The organism is Sivoneniella epilithica UHCC 1019, from assembly GCF_040830845.1.
Classification (GTDB): Bacteria; Cyanobacteriota; Cyanobacteriia; order Leptolyngbyales; family Leptolyngbyaceae; genus ULC077BIN1.
The window spans coordinates 1-19,398 of record NZ_JBFPDP010000071.1 but is presented as its reverse complement, the minus strand read 5'-3'; the positions used below and the strand labels follow the sequence as shown (position 1 = coordinate 19,398).

Genomic DNA, 19,398 nt, shown 5'->3' with positions numbered 1-19,398 from the left:
CAAGCCAAAAGGGTTCTTGACCCATTTCGCCTGATTAGTTTCAAGATACAAGCTTGCTTGCTTCCCGCAGGGTGGGCTGACTTTAGTTGCACATCAGGTAAATTGGCAAATTAGAGGAAGCGATCGCCCAACAAAAATCCTCTTAAACAGGTTAGAGGTCACTGTCTAAGAGGATTGACATTCACTTTAGTATTCAAAGTTTAGAAACTAACTCTACCGAGGAATCCATACCCATTCACTTTCTAGCAAGCACCACTCCGCTTGGTCAAAATCATCAAAACAGTTTTATAAATTAGAACCAAATCATAGAAACGATGCCATTGAGCTTGGTAGCGCAGATCAAGCTGAACAATATCTTCAAAATCTTTGACTAAAGAACGCCCGCTCACCTGCCATTCACCCGTCAGACCCGGCTTGACATTCAAACGCTGCCAATGGTGAGTATTATACTTAGCCACTTCATCAGATGTTGGGGGGCGAGTGCCAACAAGGCTCATTTCACCTTTTAGCACATTCCAAAACTGAGGAAACTCATCTAGGCTGGTTTTCCGCAAAAAGCGCCCAACTCGTGTGATGCGTGGATCGTTTTTATTCTTAAAAATTAATCCTTTCGCCTCATTTTTAATTTGCACCTTCAATTCATCTGCATTTTGCACCATCGAGCGAAACTTATAAATGCGGAATGACTGCCCCATTAAGCCATAACGTTCTTGAGAGTAAAGAATGGCACCGGGACTGTCGAGCCGAATAGCCAAGGCAATTGGAAAAAAGATCAGTCCAAAAATTACTAACCCAATCAGACTCCCAACAATGTCAATAAACCGTTTAAATAAACAAGAAACCGATCGATGAGGAATCCCTGGCTTAAGGGTGGTGAATGTGCAAGACGTTAGACTATTCTTTGGTAGTGCTGATTGCATGGCTTCTAGTTGTGCTTTTGAGGGAATCACGCAGACATCGTAAAAATACGGAGTAGGTTTCACAACAATATAAGGGAATTTCAGACCTGGCAATATGTTTAGTGGAAACACTATCTCAATCTTCTTGAAAACTTCATATTTATTTATATTCATGAAGAATTGATGAAGCGATCGCGGTTTCTTAAGTGGATCACGCTCTTCAAAGAACTAGTCAAGGGGTGCTTCAGGACTTTTCGTAGAATTACAGAGGCTAATAATTGTTAATCAGCAAAAATAATTACCAGTTAACAAAAATATAGACTTAGGTTTTTTGAAACATTCTACATTGAGAAATGAAGCATCTACCTAAAGGCATACTTGTATTACTTGATATGTGAACTGTGCTTTAAACAACACTCTTTAAGAGGTGGACTTCTAGAAGTCAAACACTTAGCTCATCTGTAGCAATACGAGGAAAGGTCAAGACAATATTCTTTATTTCTCAAGGATCTTTGTGTCCTAACCTAATGCTGTTGTAGGTCAACTTTTTGGGGTTGCTAGCGTTGGAAGCAGGGGGATTAGTTGCTCAAAGGCTATGCCGCGATGACTGATCGATCGCTTCAGTTCCGCAGACATTTCAGCGAAAGTTTGCTGATGATCTGGACTGTAGAAAACGGGATCATAGCCAAAGCCGCCAATTCCTTCAGGAGCGCGAAGAATTTCCCCGGGACAAAACCCTTGAACTTGCAGGGCGATCGCGCCATTGGGTCGGGCGATCGCCATAGTGCAGACAAACCGGGCGGCTCGATTCAATTCACCGTCTAACTCTTTGAGCAATCGCGCAATACAAGCAGCATCGTTTTCTGCATAACGAGCCGAAAAAACGCCCGGTGCGCCACCTAGTGCTTCCACTTCTAGACCCGAATCATCGGCGATCGCCCATTCCCCGGTTGCCAGTGCCACTTGAGAAGCTTTTAAACAGGCATTTTCGGCAAAGGTCGCCCCGGTTTCTTCTACTTCCAATTCAGGCGGTTTTAAGCGTAATTCCCAGCCTAAATCCGCAAGATGGGCTTGCATTTCTTTCAGTTTGCCGGGGTTTCCGGTTGCTACTACCAAAACGGTCATAACAAGTTCCTTTGATTGCTGAGTGAGGGGCTATAGGCTACAGACTCACGCCAAGCAGGGAGCCATTGCCGCAACTTGTTCATGAAATGCTTGCCAGGTCAAAACTTGGTCAAGCAGCGTCTCGTAGCCCATAACATTAGGATGCAACCCATCTTCTGTCAGGCGATCACTCAACCATTGGCTACTTTGCAATTGCCACTGAGAAAACACATCTAGGTAAGGAATCTGTCTAGCTTCACAAGCTAAGCGCGTCGCCTCTTTATAGCGAAATTGGTCTGCCTGATTGTAATAAAGACAATCCAGAAAAGGCATTTTTGCTTCATCCACAGGCACCATGCCCACAAACATCACGGGGCATAGCTGCACGGCTTGATCCAGCAGGCGCTCCATTTCATCACAAAATAGGTTGAAGTCAGTGAAGTTGCGTCCATCTGGACGAGAGAGCCGCGCTGAATCATTGGTGCCCACCGATAAAATCAGTAGATCAGGAACTCGATTTCGCAATTCGCCCCGCAGCCGAAATTCACTTTCTAGGCGTGTAGCAACCTGTTGGACTCCATCCCCGCGCACACCCAAGTTATACAAGGCGTGTCCTAAACTGCCAGGAATCATCCAACTACGCCGCAGTCGTTCAATCCATCCACCCCCTGCCGGGTCGCCAAAGCCATAAATGATGCTGTCTCCAACTGCAATAATCCTTAAGGGATGCGTTGTTTTTTGAAGGGTAGGAAGTTTAGCAGTCTGCATTGAGTAATTAAGCGTTGGGAACTCAAAAAATCGAGCATTCACGTATGCAGAACTGTATCATCGGTTGAAGAACTTTGCAAAGCTTGACAAATTAAGACTCAGATACATATACCTTAACAAATTGAGGGGAAGTACGAAGTGCAAGGTACGGAGTGCGAGGTGCGGAGTTGCTAAGCCCACGTTGCAATAATCCACTGGCTGCCGTTAATCAGGTAAAACATGCCGACTATTAGCAAGGCAACACTGGCAAGTCGAATGATGGTGTTGGAGTGAAGTAATAAGGTGCGGGTTTGTTTTGCAAGTCCAGTGAATAAGCTAGCCAGAAAAATAATGGCAGTGTAGCCAAAAGCATAGCTAATCATGGTGAGGGTGCTTTGCCATTGGGAACCAGTTGCAGCGGCGGCAGTTAAGACCGAAATCATAATTGGGCTGGTGCAAGGAGAACTGACAAGTGCAAAGGTGATTCCAACCCCATAAGGACCGGTCAGAAAGGCTGTAATTAACGATTGAAGCCGCGATCGCCCTAGGGATTGTTTCACGAATCGCCGAGGTATTTTTTCCCCCGAAGGAACCGCATTCAGTCCTATTCCAGTCGATGAAGTGAAGCGATTTAGCCTTAACCGGGGAATTTGTATAATGCCGACTAAGCTTAACCCCATCAGCACAATAATGGCTCCAACAGCGACCTGAATATAGCCACGAAACTGAATCAGAATCAAACCTGCCGCCGAGGAAAACAGCCCCAGCACACTCAGAACGGTGACGACCCCTAATACAAACGAGCCTGCTTTGAACAAGGCATCTCGACGGGAGGTGATTTCGCGAGTGCCAATATAGCTCAGGTTCACTGGCAACAGAGACAAAATGCAGGGGGAAATGCTGGCAACTAATCCACCTAAAAACGCGAGTCCGATCAGCGCCACTGGATGATGAGTTTGGTGTTGATGTTGAGTAAACCACTGGTCATAGCGATCGCCGGTCCAAAATGCAAACTGCTGTAGTGATTGAAAGACCGAGCTTTGGATTAATCCTTCCAAGAGTAAAGCTAGGGCGATCGCGCTCCCAAACAGGATGATCAGTAGAAGTAGATGCTTGGAGTGGGGAAGGGAGCGATGGGGTAATTTGGACAGTTTGACACGAGCCATAGGGATTTGGTTTACGAATAGCAACAACACATTACTTTTCAAATTGTTGAGAGCCTTGATAGCCAGAAAGCGCTGCTAATTCCTCTAGCGATCGCATCCCTCGATAAAGCTGTCCATTCATATGCCAGGTGGGATAACTGCTGACCTGCGCCTGCGCGCACTGTTCCGGTTGGGGATTATCTCCCTGCGGATCACACTCTACCACTTGCAATTTAGCCACTGCTGAGCCAAACAATGCTTGCTGTCGCTGGCAATAAGGACACCAATAGGTCGTGTAGAGTTTTGCTCCCTGCTGATTGAGATGCTCCGCTAGGGCAAGTGTGGCAGGAGAAGCCAATGCAACCGTTGCCGAGGAAGTCTTTGTGGGAGTGGTTGTAAAGGTGTTCTGAGCCGTGCAGCCTGCCCCGATCAGCAGGGCGATTCCCATAGGGAGCGTTGCACGAATCGCCACTGTTGCCCCCAACCGCAATTCCCATGAGGAGCGTTTCACAAATCGCAGTTTCCGGTTCAGAAACCCTATCCATTGAATTGTCTTCATGCTCATGGAAACATCTTTTATACTCTATCAACAGCAACAGAAAGCAGTAGAAAGCTTAGGTTTCACTTTAAGTATCTAATTGCAGCCCTCTCTAGTTGTATTCTAGTTACGACTCTAAAATAGTGATTCTCCTCACTCATTCGTCAATCTTTTGAATCATCTTTCCAGTGTTCCCACTTGCCATTCGCAACTTGCCATTCGCAACTTGCCATTCGCCATTCGCCACAAAATTAAATTTTGCAGAATGAGTCAACCTTGCAGGGCTAGCCTACACTGCTAACGACGCAGGATATAAGCAGGCGAAAAGTTGAGGACGTAGGGGGAAAGTTGTGGAAAAGATCGCGCTGCTTGTTGGGGTCAGTGTCTGTGACATGGGGTTGCCTCCCTTGCGAAAAGCTCGCACCAATGTAGAAGTCCTAAAACGAGCGTTGCAAGGTACATCCTCTGGGTTTGAGGTGCAAACGCTGAATGATCCCAATTTGCTCGACATGATGGAAGCGATCGAACACCTGTTTCGTCATCGCGAGAAAACCGATCAGGTTCTGTTCTTTTTTTCTGGCTATGGCATTAAGGATGTCGATGGGCAACTTTACTTTGCGGCTCCTCATACAGCACTCGACGATCGCGGCAATCTGATTCGTGCCCGCACCATGCCCATCCGGTTTTTGCACAATGTTATGGATACTAGCCCTGCTGAGCGACAAGTCATTATGTTTGACTGCTGCTTTCGTCAGACGGGTGGTTCTCCCACAGAAGGCGAAACCCTGATGGAAGATACCTATAATCACTTGATTGGCGATCGCCGCGTGATTTTGTCTGCCACCACTGCCACCCAACATTTGCCTGAACCCGATAGCCTGGATGCTTGGAGCTACACTCGCTACTGGGCAGAAGGCGCAGCAACCGGTGCCGCAGACACCGACTGCGACGGCAGCCTCACCGTTAAGGAACTCCATTACTATGCTCAACGTAAGCTTCAGGTTGCCGCCCCCGATCAGCGCCCCCAGTTTTATGGATCAGAAGACACCGCGAACCAATTGGTATTGCAGGTTCCCAGCCAAATTCCCACCGTGCAATATCGCCAGTTTTTAGAAAAAATGGCTGAAACGAGCGAAATCGACACCACCGAGTTTCGGATTTTGTCTGGGCGTAATACCCTGAATACCTTTCGCCAACATTTGGGGTTGTCGCCTCAGGATGCCGCCGAAATTGAAGATCAGGTGTTGCGTCCCTTTCAAGAGCATCAACAGCGGATACAGTTGTATCAAGAACTTCTTTCTAAGCTGACAGAGAGGGCGGAATGACACCTAAAGAAGAGGTCTACCAAAAACTGAGGCAGTGGCAAACGGCGCTGCGCTTAACGGATAGTGATACGGGGTTGTTCGATGCAGAGCCATCTACAAGTCGGCTACAACCCAAGTCTCGTCAAAATGATCTAAAACTCTATGAACAGTTGCTAGAACGCATGTTGGCAGAAGCGATCGCGCGCCAGTCTGGTTTGCGAGAGAGCGATCGCCACGAACTCCAAGCCCTCAAACAAGTTTTGCATCTAGCCAACGACGATGTAGCGGAAATTGAACGCCGCGTGACGACTCAATCTGCCCAATCCGCTGCCACCGTTTTGCCCACTGCGTTCTCAAAGGAGAATGACACTCCAACCAGCCAACCGTTAAGCTTTCATCCATCCACCGCAATCCCGTCTACGGAAATCCCATCTGTACAAATCCCTTCTACAGAGATTCCGCCTGTACACATTCCATCTGCGGAAATCCCGTCTGCACAAATTCCGTCTACGGAAAACCTATCTGCGGAAAACCCGTCTGCTGCTGGCGAGGTTAACCCTTCAGCCAATCTAACGGGCGTGAAAGGGCAAGTGGTCAAACGCAAAGCGGATATGGAAGGCATTAGTATGCCAGCCAGCCCTGCCCAACCTGACCAATCTGCATCGCAAAAAAATGTCAGCCAGCCCGTCACCGAGATTTCTACCGGGGCGGCGATCTCGGCTGATCAGACGGCAGATTCGACTGCTAAATCGTCTAGCTCGTTGAAGTCCCAAGCTGCTAATGCAGAAAAGCCTCCCCTAATAGTCAAGCGCGATCGCCGTCCGCTATTCATTACATTAGGATTGCTTTTGCCCTTGTTAGGGATTGTCGGCGGCATTTGGCTGTCACTTCGTCCCAATTTATGGAATACCGTTCCGGCAGACCCAAAATTAGCTCAGCAATTTGTGGAGACAGGCACCCAAAAAAATCAACAGGGACAATATGCCGCAGCGATTCAAGACTTTGACCAAGCGATTCGCTTCAACCCGCAAGATGCGACGGCATTTCTCAATCGCGGTTTCGCTCAGCATCGAGTGGGAAATCTGAATGCAGCAGTGGATGACTATACCAAGGCGCTGGCTATTGATAACCAATTGGCGGAAGCGTTCAGTAACCGCAGCCATGCTCGATTTGACCAAGGAAAACCGGATGAGGCGTTGAAAGATGCAGCGCAGGCGATCGCGCTTCAACCTAAACTAGCAGTCGCCCACTTAAACTTGGGCAATGCTTTATTTGCCAAAGGGAATTTGGATGGTGCCTTCCAAAAGTTTACTGAAACGATTCAACTCAATCCAGCAAACACAGTTACAGCAAGGGCACACAACAATCAGGGCAACGTTTTTGCCAAACAGAACAAATTAGATGAAGCAATCCAAGCTTATACTCAAGCGATTCAGCTAGATGACACCTATGCGGATGCTTTGTTTAATCGGGCGCTGGCTTTTGAGCAGAAGGGAAATCAGCAAGGGGCGATCGATGACTTGAGAGCGGCTGCCAATCTTTATAAAGCAGCAGGCAACACTGGCATGACCGAGACAGCAAACCGCCGAATTGAGCAATTGCAAAAAAAACCTGCTCCTGCTCCTGCTCCTGCTCCTACATCTTCGACTCAAGCCATCTAGCTAGTTTCTAGTCAACAAAATACTTGTACGGGCAGGTTTTGTAGTTGATTTGCTGCTAGAACTTTGAAATTTCGGCTGAACCTGCCTCAACAACCCTCATCTTGTTTAAGGAGACACTCCGCACCGCGCACTCCGCCACATTATCCAAAAGAAGTCCGAAACCCTCTCTGTTTGCACCGAGAAGGTTTCGAGCCGATGTTTTGGAGAGCAAGGGAAGTGAAAATTTACCCTTACTTCATCTTCTTAGTCGTTCAGTTTCATTGGGTTGTTCCGGAGAGCAGTCGAAATGGCAGAAAAACTTAGCAATGATGGCAACTCTACCTAATGTGCAACTTTCCCAATAGCCCTCACTCTAAATCCCTCTCCCAGAGCGGGAGGGGAACTTTGAAATACTCTTGCTCCCCTTCTCCTGCCTTGGGAAAAGAGAGCCAGAAATCTTGTCCCCTCTCCCAAAGGGCTAGGGTGAGGGCAAATTTCAGAACTTATAGACTGATTCAGCAACGCCCAATTTCTTCCTAAACCTGCGGATGTGTTCCTATGTCAAATGTGATTTTCCCTGCGGTGAGTCCCTATTCTGAACACAATCAACCGCTTGATGGACGCTACCAAATCAATGAAATTTTAGCGGCTCGTCTTTGGGGACGCACCTACCTTGCCCAAGATTTGCATCGTCCAAGCTATTCAGAATGTGTGATTCACCATTTCAAGCCAATCCCCGAAATGCCTAACTATGCTGAGTTAGTCCGCAGCCTATTTGCCAAGGAAGTAGCGCTGTTGGAAGAGTTTGGGACTCATCAGCAAATTCCTCAGTTGCTTGCCTGTTTTGAGGATGCTGAAGGATTTTATGTGGTGCAGGAGTTTGTGGAGGGGCGATCGCTGAGCCAAGAATTAATTCCCGCTGTGCCTTGGAGTGATACCCAGGTTTTAACCTTACTGCGCGAGGTGTTGGAACCGTTGGCATTTATCCACGATCGCGGTGGGCTGCATGGAAATATTAAGCCAGACAATCTTTTGCGCGGACAAGCGGGGCAATTGGTTTTGATTGATTTCGGTAGTATGCCGCAGATCCAACAAGAGTGCCTGATGGCGTATGGCGGGGTAGGAGAGCTAACCCAAGGTTCCGAACAAGGGTATCAACCTTTGGAACAGTTGCAAGGATTGCCTTGTGCGGCGAGCGATGTGTATGCAATGGGGATGATTGCGGCTCAAGCGCTGACGGGCAAGCATCCTACCCAGTTTCAAATTGATCCACAGACAGGCAGTGTGCTATGGCTGCCCCACTACGAAGAGGCGATCGCTACCCTCAATCGTGGGCTGATTGGCGTTGTGAACCGCATGGTGCAGTGGGATCTATCGCGACGGTTTGGCTCGGCTGGGGAAGCACTCCAGGCATTACAAACGGTGTGTCTTCCTGAAAGTGAACCGCGATCCGCAGAAAGCCATCTAGGCAGTGCGCCCATGGTGGTTACTGTCCCAGCAAAAGTGACCCATGAGCAAACGGCGACTAACCCAACGGCGGCTAATCCATCGGCAACTAACCCGATAAAGAGTGAACCCCTCGCAAATACTCAGGCGAAGCAGCCTTTCTTTTTAGCGCACCGAAGGATCAGCGCGATCGCTAATCCTTCGGTGCGAATCGGAGTGGGCGGCACTGCACTGACCGCGATCGTGGCTGCCATTAGCTGGAGTTTATTAAACTCAGTTGATTGGTCGCAGCCCAACCCAATCTGGGGGAAGGTTAGCAAAAAACTGCAAAAAACTCCGCGTCCGGTGCCAGCAGGGTTGGCAATTCCTGAGCGGGTGCAAACTGGTGCTGGCGCATGGCTGCAAGATTGGACGCAGGCAAATAAAACCCTCCAGCAAGCTGAACAAGCCTTAAATCAGGGAAATTGGTCAGAAGCACGGCAACTCACTCAGTCGATGTCTACCCATATTCCCTATTGGAAGCAGCGGGGGACTGCATTAGAAAAACAAGCGATCGCTAAGGCAGAGGGTGATTCTAAAAATCTGCTGCAAACTGCCTACGATCGCGCCCAAGACCGTAACTTTACGGCTGCATTAAAAATGCTAAAGCAAGTGATGCCAGAAACCACTGCCGGGGCGATCGCCCAAAAAAAAGTAGTGGAATATACCGCGAAACAAACTGTCAAAGCTCAAGCCGATCTGCAAAAAGCTTACGATCGCGCCATTGTGCGAGATTTTACTCAAGCATTGACCTATCTAGGACAAATTCCTCAAGGCACTCCTGCCTATGCGATCGCCAAAAAAAAAGTAGTGGAATATTCTCGTAAAGCCGAAATTCGCGCCCGGTTGATGCTCAAAGCGGCGGCGGATTATGCCCAACAGCAAAACTTTATAGCCGCACTGACCACGCTTGACAAAATCCCTAGCACTTCACTGGTAGACGAAGTAATTGATCAAAAACTAACGGAATACACTGCAAAGCTCAATCAACAAGCAGACCAGTGGTTGCAACAAGCCAATGCTGAAGCGGCTAGTGGACGCAAAGCAACCGCGATCGCATTGCTGCAAAAAGTCCCGATTGGCACTCCTGCCTATGCTTCAGCCCGTGAACAATTGACCGCGATCGCTCAGAACTCTCCACCCGTGCCGCACAATTTGAATCCTGTATTGTCTACCCGCACCGTCCAAAATCTGAATCCTGGCACCTACCTACGAGAAGCCGCTCCTAGAACAGCGCTACTCTAAAACGAGAATTGCTGATTTCAATTCAATTTCCTTGCACTTAGCTACCGTTATTTGTTAAGTTAATCAAGCGTTAAATTGTGCGTCTTCGCCGGGATAGCTCAGTTGGTAGAGCAGAGGACTGAAAATCCTCGTGTCACCGGTTCAAGTCCGGTTCCTGGCATTCAATCAAATCAAGTGAAAAGCCCTGAATTCAAGCGATTCAGGGCTTTTTAATTCTCTGAACTTTAAAACATCTGTTCTGTTTTTGGGTATTGTTAGGTCAGTTTGGGGGACGAATTGGGGGAAAATTGGGGGAAAATTGCTTGCAGTACATTTATACTTAAGTTGATGCGTTTGTACTGCTGAGTGTTTTCCTAATGTATTCCAAAGATAAGCAAACCAAGAGTAGCAAAGGGGCTGTTCAGTTCAAAACCACAAAAGGTCGCCTACAAATCGTTTTTTCCTACCCAGTTGAGGAAAACGGTGAGATTAAGCGGAAACGTTTCTATATCTCCACAGGCTACGATGACTCGCCCCTGAATCGGCAACGGGTAGGCGACACCGTAAGAATGATTCAGCGGGACATTGACTACGGAGAACTTGACCTGAGTCTGAGAAAGTACAAGCCCACTGCTTCCCTGACGACTGTTTCAGCAATTCCCCCAATTTCCCCCAATTCAATCACTAAAGTGCAACCTTCTCTGGCTGAGTTGTGGGAGAAGTATTCACAGTTCAAAAAGCCTCAAGTCAGCCCAAGTACCTACGTCAAGGACTTTACAAAACACCGCAACCATATCAACAGACTTCCGAGTAGGGAACTTGAAGATGCTGCCCTAATCCGGGATCACTTGCTAGCAAATCTGACTCCTGATGCTGCTAAACGATGCTTAACTCAACTGAAAGCTTGCTGTAGCTGGGCATTGGAAGATGGACTGATTGAATCTAATCCTTTCCTAACCATGAAGATTAGGGTTCCAAAAGGACTATCTGAGGATGAAGATGTCAATCCATTTACAAAGGAAGAGCGAGACCTGATTATTAGCACCTTCGCCAGCGATCGCTACTACAAGCACTACACAAATTACGTCAGGTTTCTCTTTTTTACGGGCGCTAGACCGTCGGAGGTAATCGCCTTGCGATGGAAGCACGCTGGGGACGGTGTGATCAAATTCAGACAATCAGTTGTTGTGTCCGAGCGAGGGTTAGTCTTGAAGGAAGGCTTGAAAACCCAGAGAAAGCGAGATTTCCCCATCACGGCTGAAGTTCAAGCAATCTTGAAGGATCTGAACCCTGAGTCTTCTGACCTGGAAGGATTTTTATTTCGTAGCCCTAAAGGAAAATTTATTGATCAACACAATTTCTCCAGTCGGGCATGGCAATCGATTTTAGATAAATGTAACGTTCCTTATCGCAAGAGCTACCAGTGTAGACACACCTTCATCAGCCTCTGTGTTGAGGCGCACATTAATAGCACGGCGATCGGTCGGTGGACTGGAACCAGTGCCAAGATGATTGATAAACATTATGGAGCGACAAATTTCACGAATCTAAGACCACCCAACCTCACGTAAGGCAGGGGAGCCATAAGTACTACCAGTTCTGTACAGCTAATCTTGATTTATGTATGCCTGACAGCTTTCAACTTGACCCTCTTTTTCTTCGTGACCTGTACCAAAACAAACCTGAGCGTCCAGGCTGGTCAACTACGTTTGGGGCAACCTGTGCTGAAGCTGCCGCTGTTTGTCTTGAAGAACAGGGACATCGCGATCGCGTTAGTCTTCAAGTTGACGGAATCCAGCAGAGAGAGATTGAGGTTTTGTGGGATGCGACAGATGAAAACATTCGTCGATTCAATGCTGACGAAGAAGTGGCAACCGAGTACGGAGCTTATGAGATCGCCGCACTACTCATGCCATACTTGACTGGACTTGCTGTAATGGAGCGTTCCGTGAGAGGTAAAGGGTTCGGCTTTGATTTTTGGCTTGGTTCCGCGAATGACGCTAATGCTCTGTTTCAACGCAAAGCCCGACTTGAAGTTTCAGGCATTCGTAAAGGAACTGAAAGTACGATTCAATCAAGAGTTAATATGAAGCTAAAGCAAATCGCTCCCTCAGATACTGTAGCCCCCGGCTATGTTGCCGTTGTCGAGTTTGGTACTCCCAGATCTCGCGTCGTTCAAACATGCAGAACGTAGAAACCCTTCATCAAGAAGCAATGGAATTAGTAGACCGGGCTGTTTTAGCTCGGCAACAGGGTAATGCTGCTGAAGTTGCCAATGAAGTTGCCAAGTTTGCTAGAGCCGCTTTTCAGAAAGAACGTGAGGCAGCGGATGCGGTGGCTAACCACCTTGACCTGGAGCCAACTCGTTCTGTTTTGCATCGCAGTGCTGCTGTCCTGGCATTAGAGTGCACCGAGGTGCGAGAAGCAGAACGCCTGATTGGACGGGCACTTGCTGGCAATCCACCGGATGACATTGCTAACGAACTACGCGACCTTCTGATTGAGGAGATTTATTCTCGTCGTCAGGAGATCGCTTGACAGCATCACCTTCTCTAGTTCTTCTCCACCTAATAAGCAACGGCTCAACTGTCACAGTTCCCGGTCTTGGTCTTCATTCCGTTGATACTCCGTTACCTGCATTTGGCTGTAAGCGATCGCAAACCGCGCCATCAAATGCTCATACCGTTCTGATTCAAACGTAGACTCAACGGCTCCTTCTCGATCAATGGCAACCACTTCCCCAGAAGTATCTTTTGGTAGAACTAGGAGTTGATCGCCTTCAACCTGGAAATCATAATCGTGTTCACCCTCAAGTTCTTGTTCTCCAGTGCGATCAAAGTAATTCCATAGCTGTTCAATCACGACAGCAGCTTGAGAACTCAAGCCTGGGTTTTGCTCCCCCTGTATCGCTTCAGTTTCAATTGAATTATAAATTTCTGGCAAATCGCTCAATGCCTGATCAAGTTCTCCTTCATATTCATATAGAAAACCCTCTTGATCAGGCAAGCTGAAATAAATTGTTTCTCCCGAAGTTTCTGATATTTCTTGCTGAAGCACCAGGGTGTACGAACCCTGTTCTACTCGAATGAATTCATCAATCTCTTCTTGCATATTTTTATCCCAGTGAATTATTGAGCATCATTTCTGTTTATTTCGAGTAGCGATTAAGAAGTAGTCCAATTAGCTTTTCTTGCGTATGGATTTCTTCTGATTACTGAGCAGGCTGTCCTGGTAAAACTCGATCGCTCTCATGTGAGCAGACGGGTCATGGCGATTGTGAAACCAGTCTTGAATCAGCTCCAGATTATAGCGAACACAACGACTGTTGATGCGTACCCAGTGAATCCCCTCAATCCACTCACCTTGCAGTCGATACCTTTTTAACGTCTCGCCACTAAGACTGAGAGATTTTTTAGCTTGCTGTTTATCAACAAATTGAACCATTTTTTATTCTCAAATATGAGGCAACCAGGTAAACAAATCCAATGGCTTAGCTAATCTCTTTGGACTCTAAACCCCACCAATACACATTTCTATCTTCTATTTGATACCGATACACCTCGACACCATCAAACAAAATTGAGATATTTTGCGGAACTTCTAACCCCAGTTTTTGAATGATTTCCTCCAAGGCTTTTGTAAGTTCTTCAACTGAGTTAGATTGCGACTTAACTTTCTTAATGTTTTGTTGCGTAGTAGTATTCATCGTCCATTACTCGTTCAAATTTTTAATGTGTTGCTAGTGAATAAATGGGAGGTTCTGCAACCCTAATTGTTTGGGTGATAAGTGTTGCCGTCGAAACAATATGTCGTAGATACTAATTGGGGGTCAAAACGGCTTTGACTCAATTGATTAAACTTGAGGCAAGGCAAGCCTTTTTGTAGCTCCGTCATGACCTCAATCTTGACTATTCCAGATGGTAAAAATTGGCTCAAATAGCCACTTGTAACCTGTCGATAGTGGCTTCGCCCCGGCTCCTGTTGAAGGTACCCAGCAAAAAAGCAGCCCATTCTGCCGCAAAGCGATTGGTGTTCCCCAGAGCGAATAGTTGGACTGGTATCAATCAAGTACAAGGGACCCATTTGTACTTTCTGTTGCACTTTGAGAAACTGGCTTTTGGTAATTTCTGGAACTTGTTCACCTTGTTGCACATCCTTTTGAAATTGCTGCATCAAAGCTGCTGGAGCTTCACTAATTGGTCGCCAGTCATCGCCACTGGCATTTTCACCATTGCCTATGAACCAGAATCCACTGGACACTAGCAGAATGATCGCCAAAATGAAGAACTTAACTAACTTGCTCATAACCTGGAATTTGCTCGAATAATTTTCATGTTGGGAGGAAGTGGTAGCCCAACTTGCTGGTAAGCCCATACCTCCTCCTCTGCCATCTCGGTGATCTGCCCATACTGTTTCTGAGTGCGCCTAAGCTCATGACGAAATGCTTGCAGTCCTCCAGCTTTTTGGATAGCGACCTGTAGTCGTCCCAACGTAAGCTGACGCGCAACGAGTAGCGGCATCGCCAGATGGAAGTAATCGTCAGGATCGCCCATTGGGTTACTGTAAATACCCTCGCAAGTCTTGCCTCGCAATTTCACAACATACGGAAAAGGAGCGGATGAGTTTGGCTGATTAACTTGGTAGAGACGGTATTCGCTGCTTTGATAGAGCGTCCTGGCAACTAGTTTGAACGTAAGCTTCCGTCTTAGGCTGCCGACTTTTGGAAAGTCCTTCGGAATACACTCTCTTAGAATTTGAGGCGGTGTTGCGATCGCCCTTGGACTCATAACTGGCAATAGATTGAGCAGGGTCGGTAGCGCGATCGCAGCTAAACCACTGCCCAGTACCCAAACCCAACGGCGCTTTCTTCCTCTAAACCCTTTCATACTTCTACTTCCTTTAATACAAACCAAAATTGCGAGGGTCAACGGTTCGCCCGTTTGTTGACGTTTCAAAGTGTAGGTGCGCCCCCGTGGATCGCCCTGTAGAACCAACCCTGCCAATGGCTTGCCCTTTTGTTACCTTTTGCCCTTTCTTCCAGGGCACACTGTTCGTCTGCAAGTGGGCGTAAAGGGTCGTGCGACCGTTCCCGTGATCAATTTCGATTAGGTTGCCGTAGCCACCCCCACAGCTAAAGTTGCCTTCAGTACAAGTGTTGATGATGTCTTTGACAACTCCGCCATCGGCAGCGGTAACTTGAGTTCCCCTTGCAGCACCATAGTCAACGCCCGTGTGGAGGCTTGCCTGTCCGGTCACTGGATGAGTGCGCCAACCATAGGGGCTTGTCACCGTTCCCCCAACAGGTCTTGTGTAGGTTCCAGTCGTTTTCCCGTCACCCTGCGGACTAACGGTTGAACAAGTGGATTTACCGCGTCTTTTGAGTGAGCGCTGATAGCCTTCAACGGTGCGCTGTCCGTATTGAGCAACGGTGGGACCGCCAATGTAATCACGCTCACTACTGTGACTGCACCCACCGGAGTACCAGTTCTCGCCCAAACAAGCTAGCAAGGCATCGCCACTCTTCCCAAGGCGCTGATAGTATTGAATGTCTTTGGTCATTGCTTGCTTGAATAATGCGTCTTGTTCCGCAGGTGGAAAATAACGGAGCAGTTCTGAGGAACTGGGTCTATAGCCTCCGTCCATTTTTTGAAGGAACTCTCTGCCTCCAGGTTTTCGAGCGATAACAGGACGCGCGTCCTCACGGAAACTCATGAACTGATAGCGTCCAAGGGGAACCATGCAACCCTGGCGATCGCAGTTCACCTGCCCGACGGCGCTGTAAATCCCCGACCCAGCACTCTCAATACTCGTGATGGCATCAGAGAGCGATCGCCAATCGACTCCGCCCGGACTATCTCCACATAGGGTGCCATCACCAAACTCTTCTCCTGGCTGGTCTGGATTGTAGGTGCCATTGATTTGGTCAATCTGGTCTTGTACTTCGAATGGCAACCCGATTTCGGCAGGCAATTCGTCCATTCCACCCACTCCATCTGCCAACCCGACAAATACCAGTCCTTTCTCGTGGGTTGTTAGCCAGGGAATTGGACCGATGAAGTAAGGGGTGCAACCCAGGTCAACAAACGCTTTTTTGATGCAGACGCGGAAGTATAGCCCAAAGCGTCCGGTGCCAGTTGATTCATCGGTGTCAATCAGAACCACTTTGAACGCCCGACCAAAGGAAAGCCGTCCAGTCGGTTCCATGCCGTCGTTTAGTTTGCCGAGGATGCCCTTACCACCGGGCACCATTTGTTCGCCGTCATCCTTACCACCTCGAATCCAGCGTGCGCCGTGTAAACCACCGGGGTCACTCATACCGCCGAAACCAGAATAGCCAGGAGCATTCAGTTCCAGATAGTCACAGCCTTTGGCTTGAGTGCAGTTGTAATTGAAGCCAACTTTGTCGCTGCCTGTGATGCTGAATTTAGTTGGAGTTTGGCGGGATTCCTTGTGCGATCGATCGCCACCATAGGTCACGTCATGCACAGCAACCAAGCCGAAGATTTGAAATGGATTGATCGGGAATTGAGCGAACGGGATTTTGTCTAGACCGGGAATGCCAGCGATCGCAGAACCTTGCCAGTCCTTGAGATTGACCAATGCTGTTTGATCGAGTCCAGGAATGCTGGTGAAGCTGAACTGGTCAAGGTTGAGATTGTTCAGCGACAGCGACCCTAGCAAGTCATCGGCAGCGATCGCCGATAAAGGTTGACTCGCTAAACCCAGATTCATACTGGTTGGAAGTTTTAGGTTCACTAGATCGAGCAGTGGTTTGACCTGACCCAGCGGCAACTCTCCTAAACTAGGAATGGCTTGGACCAAGCTAGCGATCGTCTGCTGGTTCATCAGTTGCAGGTTGCTCAGGCTAAGCTTGCTCAAATCCAACCCATCGGACTGGGCGATCTGGCTTAGGTTGAAAGCTTCTAGTCCAAATGCTTCAGAGACATCACCTAACTGCATCACGTTTGCCAGTGGGGTTCCTGCCTCCCATACACGAGATGGATTCCAACCCAATTCACTTGTGATATCTTCTGGAATTGAAATTGCTCCTGCTTCCTGAAGAACAGGCAAATTGGAAAACGACACACTACCAAAGTCTGGAACAGGCGCACGGTTATAAGTTACTGTTGGCAGCCATGCCTCATCCGCCTTAACCTGTGGTGGCGCAAGGCATAGCAGCAAAGCGATTAAAATCAATAGCGTCAGAATACGAAGCCAGCGCATGGGAGTTGAACACAATCCGATGCTGTAAGGCTACGAACTCCGTCTGACTGAGATATGACTGCCATCAAGCAGTGATCTGACTATGCTCCTGTTCTTGTGCTTTCATTTGTTGCATTACCCGGTTTGCCTGATATTCAAATCGTTCAGCGTCCAGATTGGTAACGCTTGTTGCCCGAATTGAAATGACTCCCTCTTGCACCTTCAGAATAATCCCCCGATCCTGTTCCAAGGTTGAGTCGGGCAGAATGTGACAGTCTGACTCGGTAGGCTTGCTCCCTCTTCCTGAAGCCAGCGCATAAAGCGAATCATTCTGGGCGAAGAGGGTATAGGTCTTTCCCACAAACAAGGTTCCTCCTGCCTGCGGCTCTCCGGCTGTGTCAAGAATCTGTTGAGCGCAATCGGCGATCATTTGCGTTTGCCCTTGCCAGTCGGTTTTATCTTGAGCCATGACGCGCAGATCTTGCTCATTTGGAGGAGTGCCATCTTGGGTGAACGCTTTGCCGATCCCTTCAATCCCTTTAAGATGGGTTTCTGAACGTCCCACGTCTCGTGCCTGTTTGTACCAGTCGCGCAATTCTTGACGAAATCGCAGCAGTTGCTCATTCCAATCTTTGCCCTGAGTTGGAGTCATGTACCCCCCGTTCGCAACAGATGTATTTAGTTTTTCAGATAGTCTCCGACCATCAGCATCGTTGTCAAATGCGGCAACTACGCTACCGCCTCGATCCACAACAGCCTGTAAAGCCTCAATTGGCATGGAACCTTTACCATCGGTGGAGAAGTAAATTGTCCGTCCCCGGTGTGTTTGACCTTTCTCCAAAACTGCTAAAGAAACTGTGTCGATTGGGGATTCAGTCACAACCACTCGCTGCACTTCGCCTCTACCCACTCCCATCCAAAACCAGCCGTTATCTTTACTAGAGCCAGGAGCCAGTCCTTTGAAGTCTCCGATTGTGCCTCGCAACGTTGCCCCGGTTGTCTCCAATCGCTCCCAGGTTGGAGAGTCAAAGGCTTGACGTAGGAATACGGCATTACAGCGATCGTCGGCGTATACCAGTCCTTGATGATGCAGCTTATCCACCAAATTTGTCGGTAGCCCACGGATTTGGGTGAGATACTTTCTCACCTGATCCCAATTTGGCTCGTTGGGAAGCGGTAGCTCCAAGGATTTTGGCTCTTTAGACTCTTGAAATGCTTGGGCGGGAATGAATTGTTGTTCCTGCTGCTGAGTCAGCCACTCTAGAGCCGTTTTGAAATCCCCTCCTCGTACTGCCATCGTCAGGCTGATGGCTCCAACTCCTCCCTGCTCGGTCTTCCAATCCATGAACTTGTTGTCGGTAATGCTGATGGCGTGCTGTTTTTCCCGATGTCCATCGACCTCAGCCCAAGCATTCCATTTAGATTTATCGGTGCGATCGCGCTCTAATCCTAAATTTGCAGCAACAGCTTGCAAGTCTAAATTTCTAACAGAATCCGCCAGCTTCGTCAGTTCTGCATCAACCCGCTGGTGTGGAATAGGTTCAGTAGTTTGTTCTGGAGGAGAAATTGCTACAAGTTCAATCGGTGTCTCTAAAGAGGGTACGGGACGGGCGTTTTTACCCGACCAGTCCTCACAAATGACTGCTTCAACTTCAACAGGCATATCGGTTAAGAAGTGTTGTCCTGCCTCCAGCATAGATTGAACCAACAGTTGCCCTGCTCGTTCTGCTTGCGCTTGGGGTACTTCGATCACAATTTCGTCATGTACCTGCATCAATAATCTGGCATCTAACTTCTGGGGTAAGGAATCTCTGGCTTCGCGAAAGGCTGCGATCGCTAATTTGGTAATGTCCGCAGACGTTCCCTGCACCGGGGCATTGATGATTTCCGTGAAAGGAGCCTCACCCTCCCAGTGCCGCAAACGCCCACCGAGCGTTTGGCAAGAGTCAGCGTGTTCCTGCTTGACGTGATCGTGCCAATCTAGAAGTCCGGGATAGGTCTTGAAGAATTGCTCTCGATACTTCTCGGCTTCTGATACCAAATTAAATTGGAGTAGTTACAGATCAGATAAACTGAGGGATATAGAGTTGAGAGTCTGACGATGGCTGG

At 48.1% G+C, this 19,398-nt stretch carries 18 protein-coding genes and 1 tRNA gene; 7 read left to right on the top strand and 12 right to left on the bottom strand.

From position 1 onward, the window contains the following. Positions 1 to 242 precede the first annotated feature (242 nt). The 5 genes from AB3R30_RS24885 to AB3R30_RS24865 form a co-directional block, all read right to left on the bottom strand. Positions 243 to 983 carry a sugar transferase gene (locus AB3R30_RS24885; protein WP_458651902.1) on the bottom strand — a complete coding sequence of 247 codons (741 nt, stop codon included), beginning with the start codon at positions 981 to 983 and terminating at the stop codon, positions 243 to 245. Positions 984 to 1,439: 456 nt separating this feature from the next. Beyond that, positions 1,440 to 2,024: an RdgB/HAM1 family non-canonical purine NTP pyrophosphatase gene (rdgB, locus tag AB3R30_RS24880; protein ID WP_458651901.1), complete on the bottom strand. Its 585-nt coding sequence runs from the start codon at positions 2,022 to 2,024 to the stop codon at positions 1,440 to 1,442. Between the two features lie 45 nt (positions 2,025 to 2,069). After that, on the bottom strand, positions 2,070 to 2,771 hold the full coding sequence (locus tag AB3R30_RS24875; protein ID WP_458651900.1) for a GDSL-type esterase/lipase family protein: 702 nt from the start codon (positions 2,769 to 2,771) through the stop codon (positions 2,070 to 2,072). 170 nt (positions 2,772 to 2,941) lie between these two features. Next, positions 2,942 to 3,916: a cytochrome c biogenesis CcdA family protein gene (locus AB3R30_RS24870; protein ID WP_458651899.1), complete on the bottom strand. Its 975-nt coding sequence runs from the start codon at positions 3,914 to 3,916 to the stop codon at positions 2,942 to 2,944. Positions 3,917 to 3,947: 31 nt separating this feature from the next. After that, positions 3,948 to 4,460, bottom strand: a complete 513-nt coding sequence (locus tag AB3R30_RS24865) for a thioredoxin domain-containing protein (protein WP_458651898.1) — start codon at positions 4,458 to 4,460, stop codon at positions 3,948 to 3,950. Between the two features lie 323 nt (positions 4,461 to 4,783). Here AB3R30_RS24865 and AB3R30_RS24860 point away from each other — a divergent pair, with 323 nt between their 5' ends. The 7 genes from AB3R30_RS24860 (at position 4,784) to AB3R30_RS24830 (ending at position 12,624) form a co-directional block, all read left to right on the top strand. Beyond that, entirely contained in the window at positions 4,784 to 5,758 is a 975-nt protein-coding gene (locus tag AB3R30_RS24860) for a caspase family protein (RefSeq protein WP_458651897.1), read from the top strand. Then, positions 5,755 to 7,398, top strand: coding sequence for a tetratricopeptide repeat protein (locus AB3R30_RS24855; RefSeq protein WP_458651896.1), 1,644 nt, complete (start codon positions 5,755 to 5,757; stop codon positions 7,396 to 7,398). The genes AB3R30_RS24860 and AB3R30_RS24855 overlap by 4 nt, the downstream gene beginning before the upstream one ends. 537 nt (positions 7,399 to 7,935) lie before the next feature. Beyond that, positions 7,936 to 10,107 (top strand): protein kinase domain-containing protein, encoded by a 2,172-nt coding sequence (locus tag AB3R30_RS24850; protein WP_458651895.1) that lies wholly within the window; start codon positions 7,936 to 7,938, stop codon positions 10,105 to 10,107. A gap of 87 nt (positions 10,108 to 10,194) precedes the next feature. Next, positions 10,195 to 10,267, top strand: a tRNA-Phe gene (locus AB3R30_RS24845). A gap of 196 nt (positions 10,268 to 10,463) precedes the next feature. Further along, a complete protein-coding gene (locus AB3R30_RS24840) occupies positions 10,464 to 11,657 on the top strand; it encodes a site-specific integrase (RefSeq protein WP_458651894.1) in 1,194 nt (397 codons plus the stop codon). Positions 11,658 to 11,710: 53 nt separating this feature from the next. Beyond that, positions 11,711 to 12,280 (top strand): hypothetical protein, encoded by a 570-nt coding sequence (locus AB3R30_RS24835; protein ID WP_458651893.1) that lies wholly within the window; start codon positions 11,711 to 11,713, stop codon positions 12,278 to 12,280. Continuing rightward, entirely contained in the window at positions 12,268 to 12,624 is a 357-nt protein-coding gene (locus tag AB3R30_RS24830) for a hypothetical protein (protein WP_458651892.1), read from the top strand. Before AB3R30_RS24835 ends, AB3R30_RS24830 begins: the two co-directional genes overlap by 13 nt. Positions 12,625 to 12,675: 51 nt before the next feature. Here AB3R30_RS24830 and AB3R30_RS24825 read toward each other — a convergent pair whose 3' ends face one another. From AB3R30_RS24825 to AB3R30_RS24795, 7 genes are all read right to left on the bottom strand, one after another. Then, the gene (locus AB3R30_RS24825) at positions 12,676 to 13,197 is read right to left on the bottom strand and encodes a hypothetical protein (protein WP_458651891.1); all 522 of its coding nucleotides are present in this window, start codon (positions 13,195 to 13,197) and stop codon (positions 12,676 to 12,678) included. Positions 13,198 to 13,266: 69 nt separating this feature from the next. Further along, the gene (locus tag AB3R30_RS24820) at positions 13,267 to 13,530 is read right to left on the bottom strand and encodes a hypothetical protein (RefSeq protein ID WP_458651890.1); all 264 of its coding nucleotides are present in this window, start codon (positions 13,528 to 13,530) and stop codon (positions 13,267 to 13,269) included. A gap of 46 nt (positions 13,531 to 13,576) precedes the next feature. Further along, on the bottom strand, positions 13,577 to 13,792 hold the full coding sequence (locus AB3R30_RS24815) for a hypothetical protein (RefSeq protein WP_458651889.1): 216 nt from the start codon (positions 13,790 to 13,792) through the stop codon (positions 13,577 to 13,579). Positions 13,793 to 13,854: 62 nt separating this feature from the next. After that, the gene (locus AB3R30_RS24810; RefSeq protein WP_458651888.1) at positions 13,855 to 14,391 is read right to left on the bottom strand and encodes a hypothetical protein; all 537 of its coding nucleotides are present in this window, start codon (positions 14,389 to 14,391) and stop codon (positions 13,855 to 13,857) included. Beyond that, the gene (locus AB3R30_RS24805; protein WP_458651887.1) at positions 14,388 to 14,972 is read right to left on the bottom strand and encodes a hypothetical protein; all 585 of its coding nucleotides are present in this window, start codon (positions 14,970 to 14,972) and stop codon (positions 14,388 to 14,390) included. Before AB3R30_RS24805 ends, AB3R30_RS24810 begins: the two co-directional genes overlap by 4 nt. A 13-nt stretch (positions 14,973 to 14,985) precedes the next feature. Then, entirely contained in the window at positions 14,986 to 17,310 is a 2,325-nt protein-coding gene (locus AB3R30_RS24800) for a M23 family metallopeptidase (protein ID WP_458651886.1), read from the bottom strand. A gap of 64 nt (positions 17,311 to 17,374) precedes the next feature. Then, positions 17,375 to 19,330: a DNA polymerase gene (locus AB3R30_RS24795; RefSeq protein ID WP_458651885.1), complete on the bottom strand. Its 1,956-nt coding sequence runs from the start codon at positions 19,328 to 19,330 to the stop codon at positions 17,375 to 17,377. Positions 19,331 to 19,398 lie beyond the last annotated feature (68 nt).

Excerpts from the sequence above, each read along its gene's own strand:
- AB3R30_RS24840 (WP_458651894.1), top strand. The coding sequence starts at position 10,464 with ATGTATTCCAAAGATAAGCAAACCAAGAGTAGCAAAGGGGCTGTTCAG.
- AB3R30_RS24800 (WP_458651886.1), bottom strand. The coding sequence starts at position 17,310 with ATGCGCTGGCTTCGTATTCTGACGCTATTGATTTTAATCGCTTTGCTG.
- rdgB (WP_458651901.1), bottom strand. The coding sequence starts at position 2,024 with ATGACCGTTTTGGTAGTAGCAACCGGAAACCCCGGCAAACTGAAAGAA.
- AB3R30_RS24825 (WP_458651891.1), bottom strand. The coding sequence starts at position 13,197 with ATGCAAGAAGAGATTGATGAATTCATTCGAGTAGAACAGGGTTCGTAC.
- AB3R30_RS24815 (WP_458651889.1), bottom strand. The coding sequence starts at position 13,792 with ATGAATACTACTACGCAACAAAACATTAAGAAAGTTAAGTCGCAATCT.
- AB3R30_RS24865 (WP_458651898.1), bottom strand. The coding sequence starts at position 4,460 with ATGAGCATGAAGACAATTCAATGGATAGGGTTTCTGAACCGGAAACTG.
- AB3R30_RS24870 (WP_458651899.1), bottom strand. The coding sequence starts at position 3,916 with ATGGCTCGTGTCAAACTGTCCAAATTACCCCATCGCTCCCTTCCCCAC.
- AB3R30_RS24820 (WP_458651890.1), bottom strand. The coding sequence starts at position 13,530 with ATGGTTCAATTTGTTGATAAACAGCAAGCTAAAAAATCTCTCAGTCTT.
- AB3R30_RS24805 (WP_458651887.1), bottom strand. The coding sequence starts at position 14,972 with ATGAAAGGGTTTAGAGGAAGAAAGCGCCGTTGGGTTTGGGTACTGGGC.
- AB3R30_RS24850 (WP_458651895.1), top strand. The coding sequence starts at position 7,936 with ATGTCAAATGTGATTTTCCCTGCGGTGAGTCCCTATTCTGAACACAAT.
- AB3R30_RS24855 (WP_458651896.1), top strand. The coding sequence starts at position 5,755 with ATGACACCTAAAGAAGAGGTCTACCAAAAACTGAGGCAGTGGCAAACG.
- AB3R30_RS24875 (WP_458651900.1), bottom strand. The coding sequence starts at position 2,771 with ATGCAGACTGCTAAACTTCCTACCCTTCAAAAAACAACGCATCCCTTA.
- AB3R30_RS24830 (WP_458651892.1), top strand. The coding sequence starts at position 12,268 with ATGCAGAACGTAGAAACCCTTCATCAAGAAGCAATGGAATTAGTAGAC.
- AB3R30_RS24835 (WP_458651893.1), top strand. The coding sequence starts at position 11,711 with ATGCCTGACAGCTTTCAACTTGACCCTCTTTTTCTTCGTGACCTGTAC.
- AB3R30_RS24810 (WP_458651888.1), bottom strand. The coding sequence starts at position 14,391 with ATGAGCAAGTTAGTTAAGTTCTTCATTTTGGCGATCATTCTGCTAGTG.